This is a genomic window from Streptomyces sp. JH34, from assembly GCF_029428875.1.
Classification (GTDB): domain Bacteria; phylum Actinomycetota; class Actinomycetes; order Streptomycetales; family Streptomycetaceae; genus Streptomyces.
In genome coordinates this window covers 6687758-6709866 of record NZ_JAJSOO010000001.1, presented here as the reverse complement: position 1 = coordinate 6709866, position 22109 = coordinate 6687758, and the positions used below count along the sequence as shown (strand labels likewise).

The 22109-nt window shown below is 70.9% G+C and carries 22 protein-coding genes; 9 read left to right on the top strand and 13 right to left on the bottom strand.

All coding sequences use genetic code 11. The features are described from left to right. The first annotated feature begins 118 nt into the window (after positions 1 to 118). Positions 119 to 841, top strand: coding sequence for a lysophospholipid acyltransferase family protein (locus tag LWJ43_RS30155; protein WP_277335330.1), 723 nt, complete (start codon positions 119 to 121; stop codon positions 839 to 841). A gap of 174 nt (positions 842 to 1015) precedes the next feature. On the opposite strand, the gene LWJ43_RS30150 is transcribed toward LWJ43_RS30155, so the two are convergent. From LWJ43_RS30150 to LWJ43_RS30140, 3 genes are read right to left on the bottom strand one after another with little or no spacing between them, the layout of a single operon-like run. Further along, positions 1016 to 2098: a threonine aldolase family protein gene (locus LWJ43_RS30150; RefSeq protein ID WP_277335329.1), complete on the bottom strand. Its 1083-nt coding sequence runs from the start codon at positions 2096 to 2098 to the stop codon at positions 1016 to 1018. Continuing rightward, positions 2077 to 2841: an SDR family NAD(P)-dependent oxidoreductase gene (locus tag LWJ43_RS30145; RefSeq protein WP_277335328.1), complete on the bottom strand. Its 765-nt coding sequence runs from the start codon at positions 2839 to 2841 to the stop codon at positions 2077 to 2079. Before LWJ43_RS30145 ends, LWJ43_RS30150 begins: the two co-directional genes overlap by 22 nt. A 26-nt stretch (positions 2842 to 2867) precedes the next feature. Continuing rightward, positions 2868 to 4265: a DUF6421 family protein gene (locus LWJ43_RS30140; RefSeq protein ID WP_277335327.1), complete on the bottom strand. Its 1398-nt coding sequence runs from the start codon at positions 4263 to 4265 to the stop codon at positions 2868 to 2870. 280 nt (positions 4266 to 4545) lie between these two features. Here LWJ43_RS30140 and LWJ43_RS30135 point away from each other — a divergent pair, with 280 nt between their 5' ends. Continuing rightward, positions 4546 to 5196, top strand: coding sequence for a glycerophosphodiester phosphodiesterase (locus LWJ43_RS30135; protein WP_277336033.1), 651 nt, complete (start codon positions 4546 to 4548; stop codon positions 5194 to 5196). A 40-nt stretch (positions 5197 to 5236) separates the two neighbouring features. Here LWJ43_RS30135 and LWJ43_RS30130 read toward each other — a convergent pair whose 3' ends face one another. Further along, entirely contained in the window at positions 5237 to 5785 is a 549-nt protein-coding gene (locus LWJ43_RS30130; RefSeq protein ID WP_277335326.1) for a GNAT family N-acetyltransferase, read from the bottom strand. Between the two features lie 173 nt (positions 5786 to 5958). Here LWJ43_RS30130 and LWJ43_RS30125 point away from each other — a divergent pair, with 173 nt between their 5' ends. The 5 genes from LWJ43_RS30125 (at position 5959) to LWJ43_RS30105 (ending at position 9304) form a co-directional block, all read left to right on the top strand. Beyond that, entirely contained in the window at positions 5959 to 6546 is a 588-nt protein-coding gene (locus LWJ43_RS30125) for a DUF5134 domain-containing protein (protein WP_277335325.1), read from the top strand. Positions 6547 to 6633: 87 nt separating this feature from the next. After that, positions 6634 to 7569, top strand: a complete 936-nt coding sequence (locus LWJ43_RS30120) for a M56 family metallopeptidase (protein ID WP_277335324.1) — start codon at positions 6634 to 6636, stop codon at positions 7567 to 7569. A 34-nt stretch (positions 7570 to 7603) separates the two neighbouring features. After that, positions 7604 to 8290, top strand: a complete 687-nt coding sequence (locus LWJ43_RS30115; RefSeq protein WP_277335323.1) for a phosphatase PAP2 family protein — start codon at positions 7604 to 7606, stop codon at positions 8288 to 8290. Between the two features lie 29 nt (positions 8291 to 8319). Beyond that, a complete protein-coding gene (locus LWJ43_RS30110; protein ID WP_277335322.1) occupies positions 8320 to 9021 on the top strand; it encodes an HAD family hydrolase in 702 nt (233 codons plus the stop codon). Between the two features lie 103 nt (positions 9022 to 9124). Then, positions 9125 to 9304 carry a hypothetical protein gene (locus LWJ43_RS30105; protein WP_277335321.1) on the top strand — a complete coding sequence of 60 codons (180 nt, stop codon included), beginning with the start codon at positions 9125 to 9127 and terminating at the stop codon, positions 9302 to 9304. Positions 9305 to 9501: 197 nt separating this feature from the next. Here the strand turns inward: LWJ43_RS30105 and LWJ43_RS30100 are convergent, their stop codons facing one another. Then, the gene (locus tag LWJ43_RS30100; RefSeq protein WP_277335320.1) at positions 9502 to 10992 is read right to left on the bottom strand and encodes an LVIVD repeat-containing protein; all 1491 of its coding nucleotides are present in this window, start codon (positions 10990 to 10992) and stop codon (positions 9502 to 9504) included. A gap of 181 nt (positions 10993 to 11173) precedes the next feature. Between LWJ43_RS30100 and LWJ43_RS30095 the strand changes: the two genes are divergently transcribed. Together LWJ43_RS30095 and LWJ43_RS30090 are read left to right on the top strand one after the other, a co-directional pair. After that, the gene (locus LWJ43_RS30095; protein ID WP_277336032.1) at positions 11174 to 11830 is read left to right on the top strand and encodes a DUF305 domain-containing protein; all 657 of its coding nucleotides are present in this window, start codon (positions 11174 to 11176) and stop codon (positions 11828 to 11830) included. A 92-nt stretch (positions 11831 to 11922) separates the two neighbouring features. Further along, the gene (locus LWJ43_RS30090; RefSeq protein WP_277335319.1) at positions 11923 to 13296 is read left to right on the top strand and encodes an FAD-dependent oxidoreductase; all 1374 of its coding nucleotides are present in this window, start codon (positions 11923 to 11925) and stop codon (positions 13294 to 13296) included. On the opposite strand, the gene LWJ43_RS30085 is transcribed toward LWJ43_RS30090, so the two are convergent. From LWJ43_RS30085 to LWJ43_RS30050, 8 genes are all read right to left on the bottom strand, one after another. Continuing rightward, the gene (locus LWJ43_RS30085; protein WP_277335318.1) at positions 13261 to 13695 is read right to left on the bottom strand and encodes an ArsR/SmtB family transcription factor; all 435 of its coding nucleotides are present in this window, start codon (positions 13693 to 13695) and stop codon (positions 13261 to 13263) included. The two genes, LWJ43_RS30090 and LWJ43_RS30085, sit on opposite strands and share 36 nt — an antisense overlap. Before the next feature lie 21 nt (positions 13696 to 13716). Further along, on the bottom strand, positions 13717 to 14445 hold the full coding sequence (locus LWJ43_RS30080; protein WP_277335317.1) for a class I SAM-dependent methyltransferase: 729 nt from the start codon (positions 14443 to 14445) through the stop codon (positions 13717 to 13719). Between the two features lie 29 nt (positions 14446 to 14474). Beyond that, positions 14475 to 15575, bottom strand: a complete 1101-nt coding sequence (locus LWJ43_RS30075) for an NADH:flavin oxidoreductase/NADH oxidase (protein ID WP_277335316.1) — start codon at positions 15573 to 15575, stop codon at positions 14475 to 14477. 164 nt (positions 15576 to 15739) lie between these two features. After that, positions 15740 to 16144 carry a hypothetical protein gene (locus LWJ43_RS30070; RefSeq protein WP_277335315.1) on the bottom strand — a complete coding sequence of 135 codons (405 nt, stop codon included), beginning with the start codon at positions 16142 to 16144 and terminating at the stop codon, positions 15740 to 15742. Positions 16145 to 16367: 223 nt separating this feature from the next. Further along, positions 16368 to 18770: a beta-xylosidase/alpha-l-arabinosidase gene (locus LWJ43_RS30065; RefSeq protein WP_277335313.1), complete on the bottom strand. Its 2403-nt coding sequence runs from the start codon at positions 18768 to 18770 to the stop codon at positions 16368 to 16370. Between the two features lie 52 nt (positions 18771 to 18822). Next, positions 18823 to 19722, bottom strand: a complete 900-nt coding sequence (locus LWJ43_RS30060; protein ID WP_277335312.1) for a carbohydrate ABC transporter permease — start codon at positions 19720 to 19722, stop codon at positions 18823 to 18825. A 4-nt stretch (positions 19723 to 19726) separates the two neighbouring features. After that, the gene (locus LWJ43_RS30055) at positions 19727 to 20656 is read right to left on the bottom strand and encodes a carbohydrate ABC transporter permease (RefSeq protein WP_277335311.1); all 930 of its coding nucleotides are present in this window, start codon (positions 20654 to 20656) and stop codon (positions 19727 to 19729) included. Positions 20657 to 20658: 2 nt separating this feature from the next. Further along, positions 20659 to 21903 carry an extracellular solute-binding protein gene (locus LWJ43_RS30050; RefSeq protein WP_277336031.1) on the bottom strand — a complete coding sequence of 415 codons (1245 nt, stop codon included), beginning with the start codon at positions 21901 to 21903 and terminating at the stop codon, positions 20659 to 20661. Positions 21904 to 22109: the final 206 nt, after the last annotated feature.

The window sequence follows — 22109 nt, the reverse complement described above, 5'->3', positions numbered from 1 at the left end:
TTGGGGCTGGCCACGGCGTCGCACATGGGGCACGATCGCCACAATGCCGAAAACCTACGGCTGCGTAACTTCCGCCGGGAGAACCCTCCCCAGGCATTGAAGAAGGGTCTTCATCCAGATGGCAGAACTCGTCTATCGGCCGGTCATCGGCGCCGCTCGCACGCTGTTCAAGGCGCTCGACCTGAAGATCGACACCCAGGGTTCGGAGCACATCCCGAAGACCGGTGGCGCGGTTCTGGTCAGCAACCACATCAGCTATCTGGACTTCATCTTCACCGGGCTCGGCGCCCTGCCCCAGAAGCGGCTCGTCCGCTTCATGGCGAAGGAGTCGGTCTTCCGTCACAAGGTCTCCGGGCCGCTGATGCGCGGGATGAAGCACATCCCCGTCGACCGCGGCCAGGGTGAGGACGCCTACGCACACGCGCTGGCCTCGCTGCGCGCGGGAGAGATCGTCGGCGTGTTCCCCGAGGCGACCATCTCGCAGTCCTTCACCCTGAAGAGCTTCAAGTCGGGCGCCGCGCGGCTGGCCCAGGAGGCCGGCGTACCGCTGATCCCGATGGCACTGTGGGGCACCCAGCGACTGTGGACCAAGGGGCGTCCGCGCAATTTCCGGCGCAGCCACACCCCGATCACGATCCGCGTGGGCGAGGCCTTGGAGGCACCCGCCGATCAGTACGCGGGGGCGATCACCCGCCGCCTGCGTGAGCGTGTGCAGGAGCTCCTCGAGGCCGCGCAGCGGGCCTACCCCGTGCGCCCCAAGGACGCGTCGGACACCTGGTGGGTGCCGGCCCACCTCGGGGGTACGGCTCCGACGCCCGCCGAGGCGCGTGAGCGCGGCTGAGCACGCCGCGCCGCGGACGGACGGCTGATACGTCACACCCCGGTCCCGGCCGGCCTCGTCGCCGGCCGGGAGCGCGCCAGATCCCGCGGCGGCGTGCACGGAGGTGAGGGCGGCACGACGATGCGGCCGACCGGGAGCAACGCGTTCCCGGTCGACCGCACAGACATTCGGCTGCTACTGCCGCGCCATCTCCTCCTTGAGCGCCAGCACGAAGGCGTCGACGTCGTCCTCGCGGGTGTCGAACGCGCACATCCAGCGGACGTCGCCGGCCGTCTCGTCCCAGAAGTAGAACCGGAACCGCTTCTGCAGCCGTTCGGTCACCTCGTGCGGCAGCCGCGCGAAGACGGCGTTGGCCTGGACGGGATGGAGGATCTCCACCCCGTCCACCGTCCGTACCCCTTCGGCGAGCCGCTGGGCCATCGCGTTGGAGTGGCGTGCGTTGCGCAGCCAGAGGTCGCCCGCGAGCAGCGCCTCGAGCTGGACCGAGACGAAGCGCATCTTGGACGCGAGCTGCATCGAGAGCTTCCGCAGATGCTTCATCGCCCGCACGGCGTCCGGGTTCAGCACGACGACGGCTTCTCCGAAGAGCGCACCGTTCTTGGTGCCGCCGAAGGACAGGACGTCGACCCCGACCGTGTTGGTGAAGGTGCGCATCGGCACGTCCAGCGACGCGGCGGCGTTCGCTATCCGGGCACCGTCGAGGTGCACCTTCATGCCCCGCTCGTGGGCGTGGTCGCAGACGGCACGGATCTCGTCGGGCGTGTAGACGGTCCCGAGCTCGGTGTTCTGCGTGATCGAGACGACCTGCGGCATCGCCCGGTGTTCGTCGTCCCAGCCGTACGCCTGGCGGTCGATGAGCTCCGGAGTGAGCTTGCCGTCCGGGGTCGGCACGGTGAGCAGCTTGAGACCGCCCACACGCTCCGGCGCTCCGCCCTCGTCCACGTTGATGTGCGCGGACTCGGCGCAGATCACCGCGCCCCAGCGGTCCGTCAGCGCCTGGAGGGCGACCACGTTGGCTCCGGTGCCGTTGAAGACCGGGAAGGCCTCGGCGGTGGGGCCGAAGTGGCTGTGCATGACGCGCTGGAGGTGACCGGTGTAGTCGTCCTCCCCGTAGGCGACCTGGTGGCCGCCGTTGGCGAGGGCGATGGCCGCGAGGACCTCCGGGTGCACGCCCGCGTAGTTGTCACTCGCGAAGCCGCGTACCTGCGGATCGTGATGACGTCGCGCGTCGGTCCTTACGGTTGCGGGGTCAGCCACAGACGTTTTCCGTTCACTTCTCCGGCGGGCCGGTCCCAGACTCCGGCGATGGCCTCGGCCAGCTCCGTGACGTCCGTGAAGCCCGCGAACTTGGCGTTCGGGCGCTCGGCGCGCATCGCATCGTGCACCAGAGCCTTGACCACCAGGATCGCAGCAGCCGATGTCGGGCCCGCGTCGCCCCCCGCCTTACGGAACGCGTCCGCGAGGGCGAGTGTCCATGCCTCGGCGGCCGCCTTGGCCGCGGCGTAGGCGGCGTTGCCGGCGGTGGGGTTGCTGGCCCCTGCCGCGCTGATCAGCACGTACCGGCCCCGGTCGCTGCGCTGGAGGACCTCCTGGAAGGCCAGCGAGGTGGACTGGACGGTGCGGATCAGCAGCTTCTCCAGGAAGTCCCAGTCGGCGAGGCTGGTGTCGGCGAAGCCGGAGCCCCCGCGCCAGCCGCCGACGAGGTGGACCAGGCCGTCGACGCGGCCGAACTCCTTCTCCGTCTTGAGCGCCCATTCCCGCGCGGCCCCGGGATCCAGGAGGTCGACCGTGTCGCCCGTCACGGTCGCTCCACCGTGTGCGTACCGCGCGGCGTCGACCGCCTCCACCAGCCGCTCGGGGTTGGCGTCGGAGGCGACCACGGTCGCACCCGCCTCGGCGAGCCTCAGCAGTGTGGCGCGGCCCGCCGGCCCCGCCGCCCCGGCCACCGCGATCACAGCACCCTCGAGCACGCCGCTGTCGCTCCTGTCCGTTCCGTTCATCGCCACCGCCTCCTCAGAACCCGCGCTCACGCAGCTGCCCGCCCGGCGTCCGCCGCGGTGATCCCCTTGGTCGAGGCGATCACGTGCTTCAGCTTCTTCGAAAGCGCCTCATAGAACATGCTCAGGGGAAACTCGTCCGGAAGCACGTCGTCGACGAGCTTGCGCGGCGGCTGGGTCAGGTCCAGGGCGTCCGGGCCCTTGGCCCAGCGTGATCCCGGGTGGGGTGCGAGGTAGCTCGCGACCAGGTCGTACGCCGCGAACCAGTGCACGAGCTTCGGACGGTCGATGCCGTCGCGGTAGAGCTTCTCGATCTCTCCGCACAGCTGGTTGGTGACCTGCGGGGCGCGGGCCCAGTCGATCTTGAGGGTGTTGTCGGTCCAGCGGACCACATCGTGCTTGTGGAGGTACGCGAAGAGCAGCTGGCCGCCGAGGCCGTCGTAGTTGCGCACGCGCTCGCCGGTCACGGGGAAGCGGAACATCCGGTCGAAGAGCACGGCGAACTGGACGTCCCGGCCCTGACCGAAGCCGTCGGCCTCCAGCTTCACGGCCTCCTTGAAGGCGGTGAGGTCGCAGCGCAGCTCCTCGAGCCCATACATCCAGAACGGCTGGCGCTGCTTGATCATGAAGGGGTCGAACGGAAGGTCGCCGTGGCTGTGGGTGCGGTCGTGCACCATGTCCCAGAGCACGAAGGCCTGCTCGCAGCGCTTCTGGTCGCCGAGCATGTCGCGGATGTCGTCGGGCAGGTCGAGGCCGAGGAGGTCGACGGACGCCTCGGTCACGCGGCGGAAGCGTGCGGCCTCCCGGTCGCAGAAGATGCCGCCCCAGCTGAAGCGCTCGGGTGCCTCGCGTACGGCGATGGTCTCGGGGAAGAGCACCGCGGAGTTGGTGTCGTATCCCGAGGTGAAGTCCTCGAAGGTGATCCCGCAGAACAGCGGGTTGTCGTAACGCGTGGCCTCGAGATCGGCGAGCCACTCGGGCCAGACCATCCGCAGCACGACGGCCTCGAGGTTGCGGTCCGGGTTGCCGTTCTGCGTGTACATCGCGAAGACGACGAGGTGCTGGAGTCCGTCCGCGCGGTCGGCGGCGGGCTGGAAGGCGAGGAGCGAGTCGAGGAAGTCCGGTACGCCGAAGCCGTCCGCGGCCCAGCGGCGCAGGTCGCTGACGAGCGCACGGTGGTAGGCGTCGTCGTGCGGGAGCAGCGGGGAGAGCCGCTCGACCGCGGCGACGACGCGTTCGACGACCTCTGCGGCCGCCGTGACGGAAGGCGCGCCCTCCGCGTCGAAATCGATGGAGCCGTCCGCGGACTGCCAGGGGCGGAACTCTTCCACGGCACTCTTGAGCGCGGGCCATGCCGGGTGCTCCACGACCCTCTGGGCAGCAGCTGTCGCGCCGGTGGCGTTGGCATGCTCAAGAATTTCCGTCATAGCACTTCCTTCACAGGAGAACCTCGCGTCAAGTAACCGTATCCGCGCTCGGCTCCTTCGGACAAGTGGAGGGCAGAAAATTATCCTGCCGCTCCTCATCATCACCGTTATTTTTCCTGCCACACCTTGATGCGACCCCTTGTTCCGCCGGAATGGCAGGGCGGAGCCCGTCCTGCGCGCGCGAACTGGTTCCCTGGGGGTAGGAGCCGCAGGCGAGGCGGACACGTCGGACGGAAGCGGGAGTGCCTTGACTTTTCTCACCATCGGTCATCGCGGGGTCATGGGTGTCGAGCCGGAGAACACGCTGCGTTCGTTCGCGCACGCGGAGCGGGCGGGCATGGACGCCGTGGAACTGGATCTCCATCTGAGCAAGGACGGCGCGCTGGCCGTGATGCACGACGCCGCCGTGGACCGTACGACGGACGGGCGGGGGCTGATCGCCGAGAAGACGATGGCGGAGCTCCGCGAGCTCGACGCCGGGCAGGGCGAGCGGGTGCCCGTCTTCGAGGAGGTGCTGGACGCGATCGGTTCGCCCGTCCAGGCCGAGATCAAGGACGTGGCGGCCGCACGTGCACTCGCCGAGGTGATGCTGCGGCGCGACCTGGCCGGCCGGGTCGAGGTGTCCTCGTTCCACGACGAGGCCGTGGCCGAGATCGCTCAGCTGGTCCCAGGCGTGCGGACGGTGCTCATCGCCAGCCGCTGGGAAGGCGACGTGGTCGACCGGGCGAAGGCGGCCGGGGCGGCGACGCTCGCCCTGAACATCCGCAGGATCACCCTCGAAGTGGTCGAGCGGGCGCACGCGGAGGGCCTGAAGGTGATCGGCTGGGTCGTCAACACCCAGGACCATCTGCGCCTCGTGCGCGCGCTGGGTCTGGACGGTGCGACGACCGACTACCCGGAGATCCGGCGCGCCGGGCGCTTCACCGCCTGATCCGCCCCGGGGGAACCGGCCCGCGCCGCCGCCCCGCCCTCTACAGCTCCTTGACCAGCAGCTCGAACGCGAGGTCGTCGCGCTGCGGGACCCCGAAGCGCTCGTCGCCGTACGGGAAGGGTGTGAGCTCCCCCGTGCGGCGGTAGCCGCGCCGCTCGTACCAGGCGATCAGCTCCTCGCGGACCGAGATCACCGTCATGTGCATCTCGTTCACGCCCCAGCCCTCGCGCGCCGTGCGCTCCGCCTCGGCGATGATCACCTTGCCGAGACCGGCGCCCTGCAGCTCGGGCCTGACCGCGAACATGCCGAAGTACGCTGCCGTCCCCCGGTGTTCGAGCTGGCAGCAGGCGACCGGCCCGCCGTCCCGCTCGGCGACGAGGACCCTGCCCGAGGGGGCCGCGAGCACCTCACGCACCCCCTCCGCGTCGGTGCGCTGCCCCTGGAGGATGTCGGCCTCGGTGGTCCATCCGGCCCGGCTCGCGTCACCCCGGTAGGCGGACTCGACGAGGCGCACCAGGGCCGGCACGTCGTCCTCGGTCGCGTCGCGGAAGGTCAGTTCTGCCCGTGCCGTGGCCGGTGCGATGTCCATGGGGCTCTTCTCCGGTGGTGTGCTGTCGATGGTGCCTTCCCGAGATTAACCCGCCCCTCGACCGCCCCCGCAGGCTCTGGCGCGCTCCCCCAGTACCCCAATGCGCCCCGGTAGGGACTGCCGCCGCGGGGCATCGATCACCTCGGCATGATCGGCCGTAGGGGAGGTGCACCGTGCACGGACCGGCGCTGTCCGGCTGGCTGCTCATGGTGCTGTGCGGGGCCACGGGGGCGTACTGCCTGCTGCGGACCCGCGACGGCACGCCACGGGAACGCGGATCGGCGCGCGCCGAGGCGCTGATGGGGTTCGGGATGGCCGCGATGGCGGTGCCCCCGGCCCTGTTCACGCTTCCGGAATGGATGTGGGTGGTCTACGCGGTGCTGTTCGGCGCCGCCGCCCTGCACGCGGTGGTGCACGCCGGGGGCGGTGGCCACCTGCACCATGTGGTCGGCTCCCTCGCGATGGTCTACATGGCCGTGGTCATGGCGCCCGGCGCTTCCCACGTGGCGCCGGGGGGCCACCTGGGACACGGGGCGGAGGCCGCCGGAGGCGTACCCGCGCTGACGGGAGCACTCCTCGTCTACTACGCGCTCTACGTCCTGCGTTCGGCGGGACGGCTGATCCCCGCGCCGGCACCGGCCGGTGTGCCGGCCGGTGCCGGCGGGGTGCCGGGCCCGTCGTGGGACGCGCGGCCGGAGCTCGCGCTGGCGTGCAGGCTGGCCATGGGGACCGCCATGTTCGCCATGCTTCTCACCCTGTGAGACGGACGGCTCCCTGCCCCGTGTCCTGCGTCACTTGGCGCGCGTGGCCATACCCGTGGCCACCGCCGCCCTCATAGGCTGACGCCCATGTTGGTCTCCCTCGTGCTGCTGCTGCTCGGTGCACTGGCTGCCGTCGTGGCCCCGGGCCTGATGGCGAGGGCCCGATGGCCCGAGCGTGAGCCGGTCGTGGCCCTGTGGGTGTGGCAGTGCGTGGTCGCGGGCGTCCTGCTGTCCTTCGGGCTGTCCATGACCTTCAGCGCGGCTGCCGCGTGGCAGGCGGTGCGCGGTCATGTCTTCGCTCCCGCGCCGCACGCCGTGGTCGAGGCGTACGCCCTCGGGGCGTACGGACCGTGGTCGGCCGTCATCGCGGTCCTGCTCGCGCTCGGCGGAGTATGGACGGCCGCCATGCTCGTACGCGAGATCCACCGGGCCCGGGCCCGCCGCAGGCAGCGGCGCACCGAACTGCTGGTCCGTTCCCCGCTGATGCCGGGCGAGGAGGCCGGCGGCGGGCGTCTCGTGGTGCTGGAGGGCGAACGGCCCGACGCGTGGTGGCTGCCGGGCGCCGCTCCCCAACTGGTCGTCACGACCGCGGCACTCGGTCGGCTGAAGGGCCGTCAGCTCGATGCCGTACTGGCCCACGAGCAGGGGCACGCACGGGCTCGCCACGACTGGCTCCTGCACTGCTCGGACGCGCTCGCGACGGGCTTCCCCCAGGTGCCGGTGTTCGCCGCGTTCCGCGACGAGATGCACCATCTCGTCGAACTGGCCGCCGACGACGTGGCGTCACGGCGCTTCGGTCGACTGACGATCGCGCTCGCCTTGGTCGAACTCAACGAGGACCGCGGTGTGTTCGGCCCCGCGCCCGCCTCCGGTGCCGGGATGCCGCTCAGGGTGAACCGCCTGCTCGGTCCGGTGGAGCGGCTCACCGCCGGCCGCCGTCTGCGGCTGACCGCCGCGGCGGCACTGGTACCCGTGGTGCCGCTGCTGGTCGCATTCGTGCCGGGACTCAGCGCTCTGGGATAGCCTCACGCGCCGCTCGTGGACGAGGATCATCCCCATGCACTCCCCTCCCCTCCCTCCGCGCCCCCGGGCCCGTCTGCTGATCACGGGCCTCGTCTGCTCCTCGCTGTCCCTCGTCCTGCTCGTGCTGGTCGCTGTCCGCTGGTCGCCCCTCATGTCGCTGGACACCACGGTGGCCGAGTCCCTGCACCGCGACGCGGTGACCGAACCGGGACTGGTCCACGTCAACCGGGTGCTGACGGACTGGGTGTGGGACCCCTGGACGATGCGCGTCCTGACGGCTGTCGTCGTGATCGCCCTGTGGTGGCGCGGGTCACGGCTGCTCGCCGGGTGGGTCGCCGCGACCAGCCTGCTGGCCACGCTGGTCCAGCAAGGGCTGAAGGCCGCGGTGGGGCGGGAACGCCCCCGGTGGCTCGACCCGGTGGACTCGGCGCACTACGCGGCCTTTCCCTCGGGGCACGTCATGACCGCCGTGGTGACCTGCGGGCTCCTGATGTGGCTGCTTCGCCTGCACGGCGCGCAGCAGGCCCTGTGGTGGGGTGCGCTGGTGCTCGCCGTGATCTCGGTGGCGGGAGTGGCCTTCACACGCGTCTACCTGGGCGTGCACTGGCTGAGCGACGTGGTGGGCGGGGTGCTGCTGGGAGGGGCGGTGGTCGCGCTCTCCGCGGCCGTATACGCCCAGCGCACCCGGTGGCCGGCCGGTACCGGGGAGAGCCCCTTGTAGCTTCCCCCCGGGGCAGCGAGGATCGGCCCATGCGGATCAAAGGTGTGCTTTTCGACTTCTCAGGGACGCTCTTCCGGATCGAGCCCGTCGACGCGTGGCTGCGCGCCGTCCTGGACGCCCGGGGCACGGTCGTGGAACAGGCCGACTTCTCGCAGTACGCACGTCGACTGACCGCCGCCGGAGCGCTGCCCGGGGGCCCGGCCCCCGAGAGGGTCCCGCCGTCGCTGGCAGACGTGTGGGCCGAGCGCGACAGCGGCGCCGGGCAGCACAGGGCGGCCTACACCGGTCTGGCCCGTGAGGTGGCCCTCCCGGATCCGGGCCTGTACGACGCGCTGTACGAGCGCCACATGAGCCCCGCCGCCTGGCAGCCGTACCCCGACGCGGCGGAGGTCCTGCGCTCGCTGCGCCGCGACGGCGTCGCGGTCGGTGTACTGAGCAATATCGGGTGGGACCTGCGCCCCGTCTTCCGCGCGCACGGCCTGGACGAGCTGATCGACACGTACGTCCTGTCTTACGAACACGGCGTCCAGAAGCCCGATCCGCGCCTGTTCCGCACGGCGTGCTCGCTGCTGGGGTGCGAACCCGCGGATGTGGTCATGGTCGGTGACGACCGCCACGCGGACGCGGGTGCGGCGGCCGTGGGCTGTGACGTGCGCTTCGTCGACCACCTGCCCGTGGCGGAGCGGCCGGACGGACTCCGGGCTCTCGGGCTTCCGGGGCCAGCGGGGTGAGGGCGGGACCCGCGCCGTGCGTGAAGGATTCCGGGAGATGGTGTGAGGGATATCCCTGTCCTCGTAGGGGTCCGACGGCCCGGCAGGGGTTTAGCTTGGTGGCATGTCCCCGTACCCGAACCCGTCCCCCGTCGTCCGCACCGTCTCCGAGGTCAACGAGGAGATCCGCACGCTGTGGCAGCGTTCGGGCGGTCCGCTGTCCCCGGACGACGAGACGGAGTACCAGCGCCTGCTGGTGGAGTGGGCGGCTGTCGCGGGTACGAGTGTGCGGCCGGCCGCCTGAGCCACCGGGCTCCGCGTCCGATTCCGGCGATCCCCCGCATCGCCGGAATCGGGGCTACAGCTTCCCCCCGGGCCGTCCACGGGTCAATGAGACGGACGTGCCCCGCCGGGCGGAGATCTCCCGGCGGGGCACTCGCTCCCACCTGCGCGACGGACCCCGGGACGATCCACGGGGCGACCGCGCGACGGGCCGGTGGATCAGCGGTCGAAGTAGTCCGGCTGCGTCTGCACGTTGAGCTCCTGCAGCCGCACCTTCTTCGCCGGGTCGGTCCGCCGGTCGTCGAGCTTCAGCACGTCGAAGCCCTTGGCGATGTCGTTGGAGTAGATGTAGCCGTTGTAGTAGTACGCCGACCACGGGCCGGCCGTGGTGACCGCGTCCGTGGAGACCGGACCGCGCTCGAAGTACGCGATCTCCTTGGGCTCGGCGGAGTCGGTGAAGTCCCACACGGAGACCCCGCCCTGGTACCAGGCCTGCACCATGATGTCGCGGCCCTTGACCGGGATGATCGAGCCGTTGTGCGCGACACAGACCTCGGTGTCCGCCTGCGGGCGGTCGATCTTGAAGTAGCTGCGGAAGACCAGCTTGCGGTGGTCGCCCCGGCCCTCGATGTCGTAGACGCCGTCGGCCCCGCGGTTCGGGCCGATCTCGTCGTTGCAGGTGGCCGCGCCGCCGCCGCCGAGCTCATCGGTGAACACGACCTTGTCGGCGCCCTGGTTGAAGGTCGCCGAGTGCCAGAACGCGAAGTTCACGTTGTCCTGGACCCGGTCGATGATCTTCGGGTTCTCCGGGTCCTTGATGGAGAACAGCAGACCGTCGCCCATGCACGCCCCGGCCGCCAGGTCCTTCGAGGGCAGAACGGTGATGTCGTGGCATCCGGTGGTCTTCGAGACACCGGGGTTGGTCGGTGCGCCCGGGTTGCCACCGTCCGGGAAGAGGACCGGGAAGTTGACGATCCGGGAGTCCTCGGGGGCGCTGCGCGGCACCTTGATGACGGAGATCCCGTCGTGCGGCGGCCGGCAGTCCGGGAACGTCTCGTTCGGCGAGTACGACGAGACGTACACGTAGACGTTCTTGCGCTCCGGAATGATCGTGTGGGTGTGTGAACCACACGCGGTCTCGACGGCCGCGACGTACTTCGGGTTGCGCTTGTCGCTGATGTCGAAGACCTTCATGCCCTCCCAGGAGGACTTCTCCGTGGCCGGCTGGGTGGTGCTGGCACACGAGTTGTCACTGCGCGAGGAGTCGGTCGACAGGAAGAGCAGGTTCCCGGAGACCGAGATGTCGTTCTGCGAGCCGGGACACAGGACCTGGGCGACGGTCCTCGGCTTCTTCGGGTTGCGGATGTCGAAGATCCGGAAACCGTCGTAGTTTCCCGCGTAGGCGTAGTCGCCCTGGAACGCCAGGTCCGTGTTGAGCCCCTGGAGCGCGTCCTTGGGGACGTTCGTGAGGTGCTCGATGTTCGCGCTGTGGACGATCTCGTCCACACCGGGTATCTCGCCGCTCTCGATGGCGGCCCTGGCCTCCGCCTGTTCACTCACGGAAACACCGCTGCGTGTGGTGGCGGTGTCGCCCGGGTCAGGTGTCGCGGCCGCGGGTCCGGCCGTGAACAGCGTGGCGATGAGCCCGGCCGCGGCTGCCGCCACACCCAGACGTCTGCGCCGCACGCTGGTGGTGTGCAACGAGGTCACTGCGTCCTCCCTTGTGTCCGTTCGTCGAAGAACGGTTATCGGACCCCGGCAGTATCGTCCCTCTCATGTACACACCAACAGATGGCAACAGAGACGTAATGAAAGTTTTTGATCTTTGGCCGGTGGTAGGTGTTAGGACGGTCTGCAACACACTCATGTGCCCATGGAGGTCGCCGTGTTGATGCCCCGTCGGACCGCGCAGGTGCGCTCGGCCGCCCTCGCGGCCACGCTCGTGGCCGCTGTTGTCGCGCTGAGCGGCTGCGACGGAGGCGGCGGCGGGACGAAGGCCGGGGCGGACGAGGGTCCTTCGATCGTGGCGCCCGGGAAGCCCGGCGAGCCGGCCAGGACGCTGTCGGCCGAGGAAGCGGTGAAGGCGGCCGGGGACGACACCCCCAACTCCGCCGACTTCCGCTACGCGCGCATGATGATCGAACATCACGAACAGGCCCTTGTCCTCACCGGTCTCGTCCCCGGACGGGCGGCCTCCTCGTCGGTCGAACGGCTCGCCGAGCGCATATCGGCGTCCCAGAAGCCGGAGATCGGCGCGATGGAGGGCTGGCTGAAGAACAACGGCGGCGACGGGCGAGAGGAGACGCACGACCACTCCGCGATGCCGGGTATGGCCACCGACGAGCAGATCGAGCAGCTGCGCGCCGCCCACGGGAAGGCGTTCGACCGGATGTTCCTCGAGTTGATGATCACCCATCACCAGGGTGCGGTCACCATGGCGACCGAGGCCCTGGCGGACGGAAACAACGTCCTGGTGGAGGAGATGGCCAACGACGTCGTCGCCCAGCAGACCGTGGAGATCGACCGGATGCGCGGGCTGATGACCTGACCGGCACTCCACGGAGTCCCGGACCCGCGCGCCTCTCCCCGCCCCGCCCCGGCGGTGCCATGCTGGAGGGAGCCTGCGGGAGGAGGTGCGCCGTGCTCCGTGTCGCCGTCGTCGGTTCGGGTCCCAGCGGGGTCTACACGGCCCAGGAGCTGCTGCGGCAGTCACGGGTGCCCGATGTGCGGGTGCACGTGCTGGACCGGCTTCCCACGCCGTACGGGCTGGTCCGCTACGGCGTGGCGCCCGACCACGAGAAGATCAAGTCGCTGCAGGGCAGTCTCCGGACGGTCCTGGAGGACGACCGGATCACCTTCGCCGGCCATGTCGAGGTGGGCGGCACCGGCGGGGTGTCACCCGCCCGGCTGAGGGAGCTCTACCACGCGGTGGTCTACTGCGTCGGCGCGGCGGCCGACCGGCCGCTCTCCGTACCCGGTGAGGGGCTGCCGGGGAGTTTCTCCGCCACCGAGTTCGTCTCCTGGTACAGCGCCCACCCGGACGCGGCCGCCGGGGGCTTCGCGCTCCGGGCCCGTTCCGCCGTGGTGATCGGGGTCGGCAACGTGGCGGTCGACGTGGCCCGGATACTCGCCCGCGGCGCGGCGGAACTGCGGGGCACGGACGTGCCGCGGGCCGCTCTCGACATGCTCGGGGCGAGCCGGGTGCGTGAGGTGCACATCGTCGGCAGGCGCGGCCCCTCGGCCGCCAGGTTCACCACCAAGGAGCTGCGCGAGCTCGGTGCGCTTCCCAGGGCCCGGATGGTCGTCGACGGGACGGAACTGGCGCTCGACACGGCGTACGCCGCCGCGGCGGAGGGTCCCGGGGAGCCGCTGCCCGCCGTCGTCCGGCGCAATCTGGACGTGCTGCGCGGGTGGGCGGGTGACCCACCGCCCGCGGCGCCGGACGAGGGGCGCCGCATCCGGCTGCGGTTCTTCCTGCGCCCGGTCGAACTGCTGGAACGGGAGGGCAGGGTGGCGGGGGTACGGTTCGCGCGGACGGTGCCGGACGGCTCCGGCGGCGTGCGGGACACGGGGGCGTACGAGGACATCGAGGCGCAGCTGGTCCTGCGCGCCGTGGGCTACCGGGGGACGCCCCTGCCGGGCCTGCCGTTCGACCCGGCGCGGGGCACGGTGCCCCATGTGGCGGGCCGGGTGGTCAGGGACGGCAGGACGTCACCCGGGGAGTACGTCGCCGGATGGATCAAGCGGGGCCCCACCGGCGTCATCGGTTCGAACAGGTCGTGCGCCAAGGAGACGGTCGCCTCGCTGGTCGAGGACGCGCCGCTCCTCGTCGGCCGGGAGGTCCCCTCCGACCCACTGGGCGCTCTCCGGGAGCAGGGACTGCGGCCGGTGGAGTGGGACGGATGGCTCTCCATCGAACGCGCCGAGTCGGCGCTGGGCCGCTCGCTCGGACGCGGGCGGGTGAAGATTCCCGACTGGTCAGGGCTGCTCGACGCGGCCCGGGGCGGCCCCTGACAGCACCGCCGAGGACGCGTCGGCGCTGCCGCCGAGGCGCTCAGCCTGCAGGTCCGCTCCGCGCAGCACGCTGTCGAGCAGGCCCGGGAAGAGCGCGTCCAGGTCCTCGGTCCGTACGCAGCTCAGTTTGGCCGTGCCGCGGTAGAACTGAGTGATGACGCCGTTCTCCCGGAGCACCCTGAAGTGGTGTGTGGTGGTGGACTTGGACACCGGGAGATCGAAGCGGGAGCAGGCCTGCTCGTCGGCCGCTCCGGCCAGCTGGCGCACGATCCGCAGTCTGATCGGGTCGGCCAGCGCGTGGAGCACGCCTTCGACGCGGATCTCGTCGCGCGAGGGGTGGGCGAGCACGCGAGCGGCGTTCGTCGTCACGGTGGCTCCACTTCGGACGGGGGACTCCATTGTACGAGAGTCGTCGTAGTTTTATCCACGGGCCGCCACCACGAGCCGGACACGGGGGCTGCCGTCGGGCCTCCGGCCGAACTCCTCCAGGGGCAGCAACCGCACCGTGAATCCGGTACCCACGAGGTCGTCCACCACACCGGCGAGCGGGAACGTGCGGTAGTACATCACGAAGGGCGGCCGCCACAGCGCGTTGCGCGCCCGCATGGCCAGGTCGAAGCCGAGCAGCGACCAGTACGCCCGGGAGCCCACCGCGGGCGGGGCGCCGACCGGGAAGACGAACAGACCGCCCGGCCTCAGCGCGGCGTACACCTGGTCGAACAGCACGGGGCGTTCCCCGGGCAGGAAATGACCGAACGCCCCGAAGCTCAGGGCCAGGTCGAAGGCGTGGGCGAACGGCAGCGCCAGGGCGTCCGCCCGGACCCAGTCCACCACCGGGCCGCCGGCGGTCGCGGTGTGCGCGGCCCTGGCGACGCCGAGCATGCCGGCACTGAAGTCGACGCCGGTGACCCGCTCCCGGCAGAGCCCGCGCAGCACGCCCACGCCCGCTCCCGTGCCGCAGCAGACGTCGAGGCCCCGGCCGAACGGCCCGAGGGGCCGCACCGCGTCGGCGACGGCTTCGAGTATCCGGTCCGGAGTCCGGTAGGGCGTCAGGTCGAACTTCGGTGCGAGCAGGTCGTATCCGCGCATCGTCGAGGAGAACGCCTGCACGGCCAGTTCGCGCAACGTGGGGCCCTGGGGAGTGAACATCGCCGCTCAGCGTACCCGCGGACGCGGCATCACACCGCGTAGCCGTACGCCTCGGGCGCCCTGACCTCGCCGCCGAGCGCACGCGCGGCGTTGCGGGCGAAGTAGGGGTCCCGCAGCAGTTCGCGGCCGAGCAGGACGGCGTCGGCGCTGCCGTCGGCGAGGATCTTCTCGGCCTGCACGGGGTCGGTGATCAGCCCCACGGCCCCGACCGGGAGGCCGGTCTCCTTACGCACACGCTCGGCGAACGGCACCTGGTAGCCGGGCTCCACGGGGATCCGCGCCTTCGGCGCCAGTCCCCCGGTCGAGACGTCCAGCAGGTCGACGCCGTGCGCGAGCAGTTCGCGGGCGAAGCGGACGGTGTCGTCGGCGGTCCAGCCCTCGCGGGGATCGTCCACGTTCTCGGTGAGCCAGTCGGTGGCGGAGACGCGGAAGAACAGCGGCAGTTCCTCGGGCCAGACCGCGCGCACGGCGTCCACGACCTCCAGCGCGAAGCGCGTGCGGTTCTCGAAGGAGCCGCCGTAGGCGTCGGTGCGGTGGTTGCTGTGCGGGGACAGGAACTCACCGATCAGGTAACCGTGCGCGCCGTGGATCTCGGCGACCCGGAATCCCGCGTCGAGCGCCCGGCGCGCGGCGTCGGCGAACTGGCGCACGACCTGCTGGATGTCCTCGGTGCTGAGCTCGGCGGGCACCGTGTGGCCCTCGTCGTACGCGACGGGGCTCGGGCCGACGGGCTGCCAGCCCTCGGGGGCGTCGGCGGGGACGGGGCCGCCGCCCTGCCACGGGCGGCCGGTCGACGCCTTGCGCCCGGCATGGGCGAGCTGGATCCCCGGCACGGTCCCCTGGCCGTCGAGGAACGCGGTGATACGGCGGAACGCGTCCACCTGGCGGTCGTTCCAGATGCCCAGGTCGGCGGCGCTGATCCGGCCCTCGGGGCTGACGGCGGTGGCCTCGACGAGCACGAGACCGGTTCCGCCGGCGGCGCGCGACGCGTAGTGGGCGAAGTGCCAGTCGTTGGCCGTCCCCGCGTCGGGGCCGGAAGCCTGGGCGCTGTACTGGCACATCGGTGCCATCCAGACGCGGTTGGGGATGGTCAGCGACCTCAGGGCGTAGGGCTCGAACAGTGCACTCACTAGGGGCTCCGATTCCTCGGTAAGCGACGGGGCGAAGGGGCGGGCCCGGGCGCGCGGGGCCCGGCTCTTGGTACGAGATTCACCGTACTACGAAAATCACCGTACTACGAGATCGACCGTACTACGGCTCGCGTCGAACCATGAATCGGCCGACGGGACGCCCCTCAGTCCTCCGGTCGCAGCCGGCGCCGGAGCCGGATGGCGGCGTCGGCGTCGTACATCTGGCTCCAGCTGCGTCCGGCGCCGGAGGTCCACGTCACCTGGACGTTCGTTCCGTCCGCCCTGACGGCTTCCACCGTCATGAACCGGTCCCCGTCCCGTACGTCGCCCCGCAGCAGGTCACGCGCCTCGACGGTGACGGGCTCCGACTCCCGGGCGCTCTCCGCCTCGCCGGCCGCGGCGACGAGGGCCGCGGCGAGTGCCCTGGCGGCGGCCGGAGTGCAGGACCAGGCGGCGGGTGCCGAGGGGCCGCCGATCACGAGTGACACCTGAAGAGGCCCTTCCGCGGGTCCGGGGGTCACCTCCAGCGTCGCGCCGCGCCCCTGGGGGTCCTTGATCTCGATGCCCATTCCTGTCGCCTCCTCGTCCTGCTCCGGTCAGCTCGGCCGGAGAGTCTCCGGCCGGCCCGGACAGCCGGGGCCGATGCCGCCGTTGCCCATCACCAGGTTCTGGAGTACCACGCTCGGGTCGGCCGCCCCCGAGGCGGGTGTGTCCGAAAGTTTCGGATCCGCCCCGGCGCATCCTTCGAGGGGCACGCCGGGGCGGTCCTGCGGGGGCCCACGGCCCCGACATTCACTTCCGCGCGGCCGGCACACCGACGGACGTGGCGCAGACCATGTGGCGCCGGTGGTCGACGGTGCGCTCGGGCCCGGTGAGACGCAGCCGTACGACGTGCTTGACGTCCGCGATGTCGCTGGACGCGGCGAAGCGCAGCTCCAGGTCGCCGGGTTCGACGATCCGGCGCCCGCCGGCCCCGGTGAACGAGACCAGGTCCGGGTGGAAGCGGAAGCTGACCCTGCGGGACTCCCCCGCCGCGAGCGGCACCCGGGCGTATCCGATCAGCCGGGCCTCGGGGCGCGTGGTCTGGGCGACCGGGTCGTGGACGTAGAGCTGCACCACTTCGGCGCCGTCGCGGTCGCCGGTGTTGCGGACCGTGACCGCGAGATCGGTCTCCCCGTCGGTGGGCAGCTCGGCCGGCGCGTCCGCACCGGCCTCCCAGGCGAACGAGGTGTACGAGAGCCCGTGGCCGAAGGGGTAGAGCGGGGTCGGGTCCAGGTTGCTGACCCCGTTGGCCCGGCCGAGCGGCGGCTGCAGATACGTCCACGGCTGGCCGCCGGGACCGCGGGGGACACCCAGGGGCAGATGTCCGGAGGGGTTGACCCGCCCCGAGAGCACACCGGCGAGCGCCGGCCCGCCCTCCTCCCCGGGGAAGAACGCCTGCACACAGCCGGCCAGCCGGTCCGCCCGCCCGCCGAGCGCGTACGTACGCCCCGTCAGCAGCACCAGGACCACCGGGGTCCCGGTCGCCAGCAGCGCGTCCAGCAGCTCACCCTGGAGACCCGGCAGCGCCAGGTCGGCGGCGTCGCAGCCCTCGCCCGAGGTTCCGCGGCCGAACAGCCCGGCCCGGTCCCCGAGGACGGCCACACACACGTCGGCCCCGGCCGCCAGTGCGGCGGCGCCTTCGATCCCGGAGGTGTCCGTGCCGTCCACCTCGCAGCCCTGCGCGTGGTCGATGTCCGCGCCGGGGAATTCGTCGCGGAGCGCTTCCAGCACCGTCGGTACGACGATGCCCATGGGCGCGTCGGGGTGCTGGACCCCGACGTGGCTGGGGAACGAGTAGCAGCCCAGCATGGCCAGCGGATCGTCGGCGCGGGGCCCCACGACGGCGATCCGTCCGGTGCCGGCCAGCGGGAGGGCGCCACCGGGATTGGCCAGCAGGACGCAGGACCGTTCGGCGAGCAGCCGGGCCAGGGCGCGGTTGCCCGGAGGGTCGAGGTCCACCGTGCCGCGCGCCCGCTCCGGGTCCACCCCGTCGAGCGCGGCGGGCAGGACCTCCCGGTCCGGGTCGAGCAGCCCGAGCTCGCACTTCTGCAGCAGGACCCTGCGCAGGGCCCGGTCCACCAGTTCCTCGGCCACGAGTCCGTCGCGCACGGCGGCCACCAGCTCGTCCCCGTAACTGCGTACGGTGGGCAGCTCGACGTCCACGCCTGCCGTCAGCGCGAGGCGGGCGGCGTCGCCGCGGCCCTCGGCCACCCGGTGCAGGGTCTCGAGGAAGCCGATGCCGAAGTAGTCGGCGACGACCGTCCCGGTGAAACCCCAGGTGTCCCTGAGGAGGCCGGTGAGCAGGGCCGGGTCGGCGGCGGCCGGCACCCCGTCGATCTCGGCGTACGAGTGCATCACCGAGCGGGGGCCGCCCTCACGGACCGCCATCTCGAACGGCGGGAGGATCACGTCGGCCATCTCGCGGACTCCGGCCCGGACCGGGGACAGGTTGCGGGCCCCGGCCGACGCGGAGTAGCCCGCGAAGTGCTTGAGCGTGGCGACGATCCCGGAGGACTCCAGCCCCTGGACGTACGCCGTACCGATGGTCGCGACCAGATAGGGGTCCTCGCCGATGGTCTCCTCGACACGACCCCAGCGCAGGTCCCTCACCACGTCCAGGACAGGGGCGAGGCCCTGGTGGACACCGACCGACCGCATGTCGCTGCCGATGCGGTGCGCCATCTCGGCGACCAGCTCGGGGTCCCAGGCCGCACCCCAGGCGAGCGGCACCGGATAGGCGGTGGCGCCCCAGGCGGTGAAGCCGGCCAGGCACTCCTCGTGGGCGAGCGCGGGGACACCGAAGCGGCCCGACTCCACGATCCTGGCCTGGGCGCGGGCCAAGGAGACGGCGCCGACGCCCGGATCGACCGGGGCGGTGCCGAACGGACGGGTGAGCTGGCCGAGTCCGCGGGTGGTGATGTCCTCGAAGTCGACGGGGTCGACCATGTCGTTCTGGTGGGGTGCGACGCCGCCGCCCTCGGCGTCGGCACCCACCCAGATTCCGTACAGCTGGGCGGCCTTCTCCTCGAGCGTCATCCGGGCCGCCAGGTCGGCCACCCTCACCTCGGGATCGAGCGAGGGGTCGCGCCACGGTCCGTCGGCGGCGGGGGACGGATCGGCCTGACGGGCCTGCGGGGCAGGGTGGATTGCCATGACGGCAGGGGTTCCTCTCATGAGTGCTGTGGTCCGGGGCGGCCTCGGTGTGCTACTTGCCGCCCACCCCCATCAGTCCGTTGATCAGCGCCCGCCGGGCCACGAGGTACACGGCGAAGATGGGTATGACGGAGAGGACGATCGCTGCCAGTACCGCGGGGATGTTCACTCCGAACTGGCTCATGAAGTTGAACAACCCGAGTGTCAGCACGCGCTGCTCCTCCGACTGCGTGAGGATCAGCGGGAACAGGAACCCGTTCCACGCCTGCAGGGCCGAGAAGATCGCGACCGTGCTGATCCCCGCCCTGGAGAGCGGAACCGCCAGCTGCCACAGCATGCGTACGGGGGAGGCGCCGTCGAGGGCCATCGCCTCGTACATCTCCTCGGAGACGTCGCGCATGGTGCCGCTGAGCACGAGGACCGCGACGGGCATCGCGAAGGCCGCGGTGGGCAGGATGATCGCCCACAGGGTGTCGTACAGCCCCATTTCGCCGATCATCAGGTAGAGCGGGACGATCACCGCCTGGGCCGGGATCGCCACGCCGAGCAGGAAGGTGCGGAAGGCGAGCGAGGAGAGGCGGCTGCGGGTGCGCACCGCCACGTAGGCCACCGGGACCGAGAGCACCAGCACGATGGCCACCGTGGCCACGGCCACGATCGCGGTGTTCCCGATCAGTGTGAGGAAGCCGCTGTCCAGCACGGTGCCGTAGTTCTCGAACGTCGGATCCGTCGGGATCGCCAGCGGATCGCCGTTCAGGGCCTCGTCCTGGCGCATCAGCGACGCGGAGACCAGCGTGTAGAGCGGTACCAGGACGACGAGGAGCCAGATCAGCGAGCCGAAGCCGGCCACGGGGTTGCCGCGGGGCCCGCGCCGGCGGGCCGGGCGGCCACGACGCGGCGTGGCGGGTGTCGTGCGGTGCTGCGGCACGGCGGGGCGGGTGTCGGTCGACATCTCGTCACATACCTTCCCTGGTGGACCGCATGGATCCGAAGCCGCTGAGTCGGACCATGAGCAGCGAGACACCGGTGGCCACGACGACCAGTGCGGTGGCGATGGCCGCCGCGTAGCCGAGGTCGTAGGTCTGGAAGCCGGTCCGGTACATCAGGTAGGGCAGGATCGTCGTGTCCGTGCCGGGGCCGCCCTTGGTCATGATGAGGACGGTGTCGAAGTAGGTCAGCGAGCCGACGATCATCAGGACCGACGAGGTCGTCGCCGTGTGGCGCAGCTGCGGCAGCGTGATGTGGAAGAACTGCCGGACCATGCCCGCGCCGTCGATGGAGGCGGCCTGGTAGAGGACTTCCGGGATCTGCCGGGCGCCGCCCTGGTAGATCAGTGTGTGGAAGGGCATGAACTGCCAGCCGCCGACGAACGCCACCACGAGCAGGGCGCCGGTGGACGACCCCATGACGTCGGGATCGATGCCGAGCCAGGGGCCGATCGTCCGGATCACACCGAAGTTCGGGTCCAGCAGGGCGTGGAACAGCATCGCTATCGCGGTGGTGGAGAGCAGCAGCGGGATGAAGAAGATCGCCGACAGGAAGGCGCGGCCGCGCTGACGGCCCGCCGCCCAGACGCCCAGCAACAGGGCGACCGGGGTCTGGAAGACCCAGCTGACCGTGGTGAGCACGAGGCTCAGCCAGGCGGCCTGGCCGAACTCGGAGTCGTTGAACAGCCGGGTCCAGTTGTCCAGCCCGGTCAGGGTCGGGGAGTCGAGCCCGTCCCAGGTGCAGAAGGAGAGGTAGACGGCGATCGCCAGGGGGACGATCGCGAAGACGGCGAAGAAGAGGATGCCCGGGACGGCCCATGCGACCGGCGGGCGGCCGACGTCACCGACGGCCGCCTTCCTGTCCCCGTGCCTCTTCGCGACCGGAGTGTGGTGCGGCATCGTTACCTGGCGGCCTTCATCGCTGCGACGAACTGCTCGGGGGTCGTCTTGCCCGCGAACAGCTTGCTGATCTCCGTGAGAAGTGGCGTGGCGTACTGGGCTTCGAGTGCCTGGTCCCACGAGAGGGTGAAGTTCGGGGCCTTCTGCACCATCTCGTACTGGTCGGAGGCGAACTGCGGGTTGGGTGAGCCGCTCAGCATCGAGGCCGCGCCGGACGTGGTGGGAACGTCACCGTTGTCGACGAGGGCCTGCGCGTAGGTCTGCGACGCCATCGTCTTCAGGAACGCGACGGCGGTGTCCTTGTGCTTGGTCCGGGCGTTGACCGACCAGTAGTTGGTCGGGTTGCCCACCACGTTCGCGGGGTCCCCCACTCCGCCGGCCACCGTCGGGAAGGCGGTCCAGCCGAGGTCCTTCTTCGCGAACTCGGGGGCCTTGCCCAGCTGGGTCGAGTACTCCCACGAACCCATGAGGTGCATCGCGGCCTTGCCCTTGTTGAGCAGGGTGGGTGCTCCGCCGTTGCCGTAGTCGACGGAGTTGAAGTTCTTGCCGAAGGCGCCGTCGTCGACCAGCTCCTCGACGGTCCGTGCCGTCTCGAGCACCGCCGGGTCCCCCCACCCCTGGGTGTCACCGTCCTGGATCTTGCGGAAGACCTCGGGGCCGCCGATCCGGTCGAGCAGGTACTCCATCCACATCAGTTCGGGCCACTTGTCGGAGCCGCCGAGCGCGAACGGGGTGATCCCGGCGGTCTTGAAGGTCTTGATGGCCGCCTGGAGGTCTTCCCACGTCTTGGGCGGCTCGATCTCGTGCTCGGCGAAGAGGGCCTTGTTGTAGAAGAGCATCACGGGCTGCATGCCGCGCATGGGTACCCCGTAGATCTTTCCCTCGAGACCGCCGGCGGTCATGACCGCCGGGAGGAAGCCGTCCTTGAGGGTGGCGTCGTTCTTGATCGTCGACGTCAGGTCCACCAGGTCGTCGGAGTCGACGTACGGCTTGATGGAGCCGCCGCCCCAGTTGAAGAAGACGTCCGGAGCGCTGGGTGATCCCATGGCGCTGCGCAGCTTGTTCACGTAGTCGGTGCCGGGGACCGACACCAGCTTCACCTTGACCTTCGAGGTCTTGTTGAAGGTGTCGACCGCGGCCTGCTGAACCTTGACGGCGTCGTCCCCGTAGACGTAGGCGGTGATGGTTCCGCTGTCGCTCCCGCCGCCTCCCGAGCCGCAGCCGGCCAGCACTCCGGCCATGACCATCGCCGCACCCGCCGCTGCCCATCTCGTCGTACGTGTGCCCTGAGTGAAAATCCCCGACCGCATGACCGCACCCTCTATCGAATGTTTCGGCGTGCATCTCGAATGTTGCCGGAACCGTACGGTCGTGTTTCGGACCAGTCAAGAGGGCGGGAGCAAGGATTTACGAACCCTGTCCGCTCGCGGTCCCGGGGCGAGGGGGAAGCTAC